This window comes from Thioalkalivibrio sp. (genome assembly GCF_007692535.1).
Classification (GTDB): domain Bacteria; phylum Pseudomonadota; class Gammaproteobacteria; order Ectothiorhodospirales; family Ectothiorhodospiraceae; genus Thioalkalivibrio.
The window spans coordinates 1-7,429 of record NZ_REBW01000239.1; the positions used below are offsets into that span (position 1 = coordinate 1).

At 68.6% G+C, this 7,429-nt stretch carries 5 protein-coding genes; all 5 read left to right on the forward strand.

Annotated elements, in window-relative coordinates:
* Nucleotides 1-138: 138 nt before the first annotated feature.
* Nucleotides 139-726 (forward strand): HNH endonuclease, encoded by a 588-nt coding sequence (locus EA346_RS13460; RefSeq protein ID WP_296759468.1) that lies wholly within the window; start codon nt 139-141, stop codon nt 724-726.
* A 105-nt stretch (nt 727-831) separates the two neighbouring features.
* Nucleotides 832-1,926, forward strand: a complete 1,095-nt coding sequence (gene hemH, locus EA346_RS13465; RefSeq protein ID WP_296759469.1) for a ferrochelatase — start codon at nt 832-834, stop codon at nt 1,924-1,926.
* Nucleotides 1,927-1,946: 20 nt separating this feature from the next.
* The gene (locus EA346_RS13470; protein ID WP_296759470.1) at nt 1,947-2,738 is read left to right on the forward strand and encodes a molybdopterin-binding protein; all 792 of its coding nucleotides are present in this window, start codon (nt 1,947-1,949) and stop codon (nt 2,736-2,738) included.
* 238 nt (nt 2,739-2,976) lie between these two features.
* Nucleotides 2,977-3,609, forward strand: coding sequence for a 2OG-Fe(II) oxygenase (locus EA346_RS13475; RefSeq protein WP_296759474.1), 633 nt, complete (start codon nt 2,977-2,979; stop codon nt 3,607-3,609).
* 80 nt (nt 3,610-3,689) lie between these two features.
* Nucleotides 3,690-7,429, forward strand: a 3,740-nt coding sequence (locus EA346_RS13480) for an AAA domain-containing protein (RefSeq protein WP_296759472.1), incomplete at its 3' end; no start/stop codon positions are given.

Sequence of the window (7,429 nt, forward strand, 5' to 3'; positions counted from 1 at the left end):
CGCTAACCCGACCTACAGAGCCGAGCAGTTGGCCGGTCTTCTGCAAAGACGTCCTGGATCTCTGCGGCGTGATTATTGCTTTCTGCCGCGGCCATGATTATTGTCCAGCGAGTTCAGGCGAGACTGGGAGTCCCCGCAATGGTACCGCTGCAACAGCAGGTCCTGCGCACCGACGCCGCCGGAATGCCGCTGGAGTGGATCGATTACCAGCAGGCGGTTCGTCTCTACCACGGTGGGCAGGTTTCCTATACCTGCGGCACCCTGCTGTACCGGGTCCGCGGAGGGATCAGTTCGTTTACCGGCCGCCAGTCGGTGGTGGAGGTGAATTCGATCATCGCGACCCACGGTACCAACCGTGCGATCCATCGTGGCTATGTTCCGCCGCTGAACAACAGCACCCTGTTCCGCCGCGATGCCCACATGTGTCTCTACTGCGGCAACCACTTTCCGGAACAGGATCTCTCGCGCGACCACGTGACGCCGCTCAGCCAGCAGGGCGAGGACAGCTGGACCAACGTGGTCACCGCCTGCAAGCGCTGCAACAACCACAAGGCGGGATATACGCCGGAACAGGCCGGGATGCAGCTTCTGGCGATCCCGTTCCGGCCCACGCATGCGGAGTACATCTACCTGAAGGGCCGGCGCGTGCTCGCCGACCAGATGGAGTTTCTGCAGGCCCACTTCCCGCGCAGCAGTCCGTTGCGCGAGCGGTTGCGTCGGGTTTGAAGCCGGCCCTTCCGGGCCTGTGCCCGCGAACCACTCTGCGCTATCTTGGTGGGATCTCCCGGCAGCCTTCGGGCGCCTCAGGACCCTTCTGCGTGAGGAACGCTCTTGAAATATCTTGGTGAACCCGACTATCAGCATGGAAGCCCGAGCCATGTCGGCGTGCTGGTCACGAACCTGGGCACGCCCGATGCCCCCACCCCGAAGGCCCTGCGCCGGTACCTGAAGCAGTTTCTCTGGGATCCGCGGGTGGTGGAGGTGCCGCGGCCGCTCTGGTGGCTGATCCTGAACGGGGTGATCCTGAACATCCGGCCCCGCCGCAGCGCCGCCAAGTACGCGACGGTGTGGACCAACGAGGGTTCGCCGCTGCTGGTGATCGCACAGCGCCAGGCCGAGGGCATCCGCAAGCGCCTGGCGAAGCTGGCGCCGGACCCCATGCCCGTGGCGGTCGGAATGCGCTATGGCAACCCGTCCATCCCGGACGCACTGAACGAACTGCGTCAGCAGGGGGTGCGCAAGCTGGTGGTGCTGCCGCTGTACCCGCAGTTCTCCGCCAGCACCACGGCATCGACCCTGGACGCGGTCTCCGAGGAGCTGCGCGGCTGGCGCTGGACCCCGGACCTGCATTTCATCTCGGGGTATGAGCGGGAGAACGGCTACATCAACGCGCTGGCCGCCAGCGTGCAGGAGCACTGGGATCAGAACGGTCGGGCGGAGCGCCTGATGATCTCCTTTCACGGGGTGCCGAAGCGCTACCTGCTGGCGGGCGATCCCTACCACTGCCTGTGCCACGCGACCGGGTTCCAGCTCGCCCAGGCGCTGGGCCTGCAGGAGGGGCAGTGGCAGGTCACCTTCCAGTCCCGTTTCGGTCGCGAGGAATGGCTGCGGCCCTATACCGACGAGACCCTGAAGGCCATGGCCGGGAAGGGCGTCAGGAGTGTCGACGTGATCTGCCCGGGTTTCTCGGCCGACTGCCTGGAAACCATCGAGGAGATCGGCGACGAGAACCGGGAGAACTTCCTGGAGGCCGGCGGTGAACATTTCAGCTACATTCCGGCATTGAACGACCGCCCGGATCACCTGGATTTCCTGACCGACCTGGTCCTGCGCCACGCACGGCCCTGGCTGGACACGCTGGACAACGATCCGGAGAAGCGTGCGCAGGCGCGCGAGCGGGCGCTGGCCATCGGCGCTGCGCAATAGGCACCCATCGGGTAAGGAACATGGCCGGCACTGTCGAGATCGGGGCCGTGATCATCGGTGACGAGATCCTCAGCGGGAAGCGCGAGGATCGGCACCAGGCGGCGCTGACCCGCTCCCTCGCGGAGCATGGCCTCGAACTCGGCTGGCTGCGCATCGTCGGCGACAACGCCGATCTCCTGACCGCAACCTTCCGCGAGACCCTGCGGCGCGATGCCTGGGTCTTCAGCTTCGGCGGCATCGGGGCGACACCGGACGACCGAACCCGCGCCTGCCTGGCCCGTGCGCTCGGCCGCCCGCTGACACGGCATCCCGAGTTCGTGGCCCTGCTGGAGGCGCGGTTCGGTGCCGAGGCCTATCCGAACCGGGTGCGCATGGCAGAGCTGCCCGAGGGATCCACACTGATTCCTAACCCGGTGAACGGAATTCCGGGTTTCGCCTGCGCGCGGCATTTCTGCGTGCCGGGCTTTCCGGCGATGGCCGAGCCAATGGTGCGCTGGGTGCTGGAGCAGCACCTGGCCGCCACCTTTCCTGCTGAGTTGCCGGCGGAACGGTCTCTGCGCCTGTTCGGGGTCCCGGAGAGTCGACTCGTTCCGCTACTGGAGGCGATGGAGGGTCGCTACCCGGACCTGCGCATCTCCAGCCTGCCCGGTTTCCAGGGTGACGGGCCACGGATCGAGCTGGGCGTGCGTGGCGAGGCAGCACGGGTGGAGGTGGCCTTTGAGGACCTGAAGCGGGTCCTCGTGGCGGAAGGGTTCGCGAGCCGGGAACGGGACCTCGAGTTGCTCCCCGAGCGGCAGCCGCGTCCGGACTAGCGCACCAGCGGGAAGTCCGGTAGCAGAGCGCTTCGCCGCGTGCGCCGGTCATGCGTCGGACAGGAGTGCCATAGGCACGCCAGGCACGCCGGCGCTGTATAGTGAACGAGTTGCCGCCGTGACCGGCGGGCCCTGTTGAACCTGACCGCCCTGCTCCGGAGTCTTCCGCGTGGAATCGGCTGCGTCCCTTCCTGCCTCCTGCTTCATCGACGACCTGGCGACCACCGGGCTGGCGGTCATGCCCGGCTTTGTGGAACCGTTTCTGGTGGCTGCGTTGCGCGACGAGGTCCACGCGGGGCGCGCGCTCGCGGGAATGCGCCGGGCCCGCATCGGGCGGGGGGAGGGCAGGCGCCTGGTCTCCGCGGTGCGGGGTGACTGGATACGCTGGCTCGATGGCTCGACCGAGGCCCAGCGGCTGTTCCTCGGAAGGCTGGAGAAGATCCGCCAGGAGGTGAACGAGGCCCTGTTGCTCGGCCTGTTCGAGATCGAGGCCCATTTCGCGTTGTACCCGCCCGGGGCCGGCTACCAGCGGCATGTCGACGCCTTTCAGCACGATAATCCGCGGCGCCTGTCCGCAGTGCTGTACCTGAACCGCCACTGGCGCCGGTCCCAGGGCGGGGAACTCGCGGTCTACGATGCCGATGGGCGCGAACTGCGGCGGGTGCTTCCCGAGGCGGGAACGCTGGTGCTGTTTCTCAGCCAGACCGTGCCCCACGCGGTTCTGCCCACCCGCCGCTGGCGTGCGAGCATCGCCGCCTGGTTCCGCCTGCGCGCGGCGGACAACCCGCTCGCCGGTCTTGCGCGACTGCAACCCGATGACATCGAGTCACCGCCCGTTGCCGACCCGCGCAGGCTCCGTGGCCGGGACTGATCGACCCGGTCCGACGGTTCCTGCGACTGCCCGGGGAATTGTGAGAGGATCAGGACAAAGGAGGCTGTCAGGATCAGCCGGTGAATGCCGAAACTGGGGAAACGGTGACTGCGAGCGATCGCGGTCCGGAATCGGAACGTGGCCCGGGAGAGCATCCCGGCCACGACGTCCCGTGGCTCCAGATCCTCCGTCTGCACCAGGCGGTCGCTGTCAGGACCGACCGGCGTTTCGGGCTGATCGAGGCGCAGGACCAGCAGTCATCCCATTGGAGCAGTCTCGAGGACTTCCAGCCGGGTGACGCCGACGGGCCCTGGCCTTTGGCCGCCTCCTGTATCCGCAGCGAGTCCTTCAGGAGCGCGGTCGAGGAGGATGGCGGCGCGAGCCTGTTCATCGGGGGGCCCTGCCTGCCGGACTGGGCCGCCGAGGACGAGGCCGGCGCGGCCCCATTGCAGTGGCGCCCGCTGTTCTACCGCGAAGTGCGGCTGGAACGCGTCGGTGACCGGTTCTCAATGGTTCCGAGGCAGCCGGGTTGGAGTGTCAACCCGCAGCTGCCTCGCCTGATCGAACGGCTGGAGGTCTGTCCGGATGGAAACCTCGAGGGTCTGGTCGAGGCGCTCGTCGGTACCGGCGAGCGCCAGCGGCACCCGCCGGTGCCCCCCCTCGATCAGCGCATCCTGGAGGCCCTGTCCGGGCGGATCCCGGGAATCGCGGCCGAACTCGCGGCGCAAGGGCCCCCGGATGAAGCCGGTCACAGACCCAGCCCCTGGATCCTGTTCGCCCCGGATGCGGCCGAATCGGGCCGTACGTCTCCACTGGTCGGCGAGTATCGGCAGCTGGAGGCCCTGCTGCGGGAGGATCCCTCGGATCCGGGTGGACTGCGGGTGCTCGAGGACGGTCCGGCGGGACGGGGTCTGCCGGCGGCGGCCGTGCTGCCACTGGTAGCGCTCAGCGACGCGCAAGAGCAGGCCGTGGAACGCGTGCTGCGGGGCGAGGGGCTGACCGTCATTGGCGGACCGCCCGGGACCGGCAAGAGCGAGGTCATCGTTTCGCTGCTGCTGAATGCCTGGGTCCGTGGCCGCAGCGCGCTCGTGGTGAGCGTTGGCGACAGGGCCGTGGACGTGATCCGCGAACGCGTGGGGCGGCTCGAGGCGGGCTTCCCGATCGCGGTGCGTGCCGGTACCGGGCCGCGGCAGGACGTCTCCGAGGTCCTGCCGCGGATTCTCGGGCGTGCCGATCCGGCGGCCTCAGAATCCGCTGCGGACGCCGCCAGCCTGCTGCATCAGCGGGATGCATTGCGGGACGAACGCACCCGATTGCTCGCCGCCCTGGAATCGGATCTGCCCGAGCGCATCGAGGCATCGGGGGGCACCGTGCTTGCCGCCTACGCCGAGTCCCGGGCAACCCGGGACGTGCTGGAGCAGCAGGAGGCGGCACTGATCGATGAGCAGGCCGAGCTGGGGCTCGCGTCCTTTGCGCCCGACAGGGTCGATGACGCGCTGGCCGCCACGCGCGGGTGGCTGGAGCGCATGGCGCACTACCGGGACCTGGTGCGGCAGGATGATCAGCGGCGCAGCGATCTCGAGCAGGAGATCCGTCAATGCCGTCACAGGCGGGATCAGGCGCTGGCCGAGGCCGGCCTGTCGGCGACGAATGACGGTGACTGGGACTGGCTCCTGGATGAGTCGGCTCCTGTGCTGCTGGAGGACTGGGAATCAGGCTCGGTGGCCTACCTGCGGGAACCTCTCGAAGAAGTCCTTGCCCCTTACGCGTGGCGCGACGCCTATGACCGTTGGCCGTCGGCGCAGGCGGCGGAGGACTGGGCGGCAGTTGCGCGGTCCCTTGCCGAGGCGGTCCGAGCGCTTTGCCGGGACCTGTCGCCGGAGCTGGAACGGGTCCAGGAAGTCAGGAGGGCGCTGGAGAAGCAGCAGGTGAAGCTTCGCGGTCTCGGGCTTCCCGAGGGCTTCGATCCGAATACCGGGTCGATCAAGGGTTGGCTGGCCACACACGCTACGCTCCAGGGCCTTGCCCGCGCCCGTAGGGATTTCCTGCCGTGGTCGCCGCGCTCCCGGCTGCAAAGTCGCTTGCGGCGCCTCGAACGGCAACTGCTGCCGTCGCTGCCGGCCGCGGTCCTGAACAGCCTGGGCGCGATGGACGAGCGCGGCCGGTCCCGTCTGGCCACCGTGCTGGAGGCCGCTCAACGCTCGGCGGAGCTTTCCGCGGAATGGGAAGAGTCGCAGAGGCTCATCCGGCCGCTGGAAGACCGGTTCCGGAGCCTGCGTGGGGATGCCGCTGCCCTGGGCCTGGTGGATGCTCCGGAATCCGTGGACCCGGATGCCTGGATCGATCTGGCGGCCCGGCACGAGCAGGCGGCGATTCAGGCCGATCGTGCCGCCGAAGGCTGGCGAAGCCGCGCCGCGAAGGAGAACGCCCAGGAGACGCTGCGCAGGATGGCGTCAGACTGGGGTGATCTGGTCGTCGACGTTCCGCCGCTGGCATCGTGGTGCCGCGGACCTGGGCGGGCCTTCGACGCAACGGTTCGAGCGCTCGCCTCGGAGCCGGAGCCGTCCCGGGTCATCGCGGCTCGGGAGGCCTTCTCCAGCGGGACCCTGACACGGCTGCGGCGATGCTGGGAGCGCGCGGCGGAGCATGAACGTTCGGCCAGGCGGCTTCGTGCCGAGTTGTTGGGTCTTCCAGCGCCCTCCGATCGCATCCGCGCCTGGCGCGGGGAATGCCCTGAGCAAGGCCTGCTGCATCTCGCCGACGACCGGGATGGCTGGCTGGAAACGGACGACGCCCTGAGCAGGCTTGACCGCATCGCCGACTGGTGCTTCCGCTGGAGGCTCTTTCAGCAGGAGGATCGACCGCTGGCGCGGCAGCGTGCCGAAGGGCAACTGCGCAGCGCGATCGACGGATTGGAGGAGTCGCTCCAGATCCTGCCACCGGGCCCGGCCAGTGAGCGCCTGCAAAGTCTCGTGGCTGCAATCCGGGAGGATCCGCTCAGGCACTGGCCCCTGACGGCCCTGCGCGATGCCTACGCGGCGTTCCAGCCCGATGCCCTGCAAGCGAGGATCGAGTCCATCGAGTCTGCACTTGGGCAGCGCGCCCTTGAATACGCGACCGCAGAACGGCTGGAACGCCTGCGCACCGACGGCCGCGTCTCGGATGTGATCAAGGCACTGCTGCAGGCGATCGAACACGATCCAGGCGGAACAGGGCCGCAACCCTATCCGGATTTCCGTGCCCTGCTGAGCGTGCTACCGATCTGGGTCGCCACGGCTGCGGATCTGCGGGCCCTGCCGTTGGAGCCCGGGCTCTTCGATATCGTCGTGATCGACGAGGCACCCCAGTGCACCCTGACCAGCGTGCTGCCCGCGATCTATCGCGGTCGAGCGCTCGTGGTCGCCGGTGACGCGAACCTGCTCGCCGCGGTTCACGGCATGTCCGCCGGCGAGGAGCGCGCGTTGGCTACGCATCTGCGGGTCGAGGCGTGGCTGGACCGCCTGGGCCACTCGGGGAATGACATCCACCGGGCCGCAACGAGTGTGCTGAAGGGGGGGCGTGAGGCCCCGATCCTGCTGGACGAGGTGTATCGCGGCCACCCCGAGATCGTTGCCCTCGCCAATCGCTGTGCCGATCGGCGGAAGCTGCGCCTGCCCCGCGAACCGTCTGACGGGAACGGGCCCGGCTGGGTTCGCGGCGTGCGCACGATCGTGGTGGAAGGCTCGGCCCGTCCCGGTGGTGATGGAAGGAGTTGGGTCAATGAGGCGGAGGCCGCGAGAGCGGCGGAACTGATCCGGGATCTCGTCGAGGAGGGGGTGGA

Excerpts from the sequence above, each read along its gene's own strand:
- EA346_RS13460 (WP_296759468.1), top strand. The coding sequence starts at position 139 with ATGGTACCGCTGCAACAGCAGGTCCTGCGCACCGACGCCGCCGGAATG.
- EA346_RS13470 (WP_296759470.1), top strand. The coding sequence starts at position 1,947 with ATGGCCGGCACTGTCGAGATCGGGGCCGTGATCATCGGTGACGAGATC.
- EA346_RS13475 (WP_296759474.1), top strand. The coding sequence starts at position 2,977 with ATGCCCGGCTTTGTGGAACCGTTTCTGGTGGCTGCGTTGCGCGACGAG.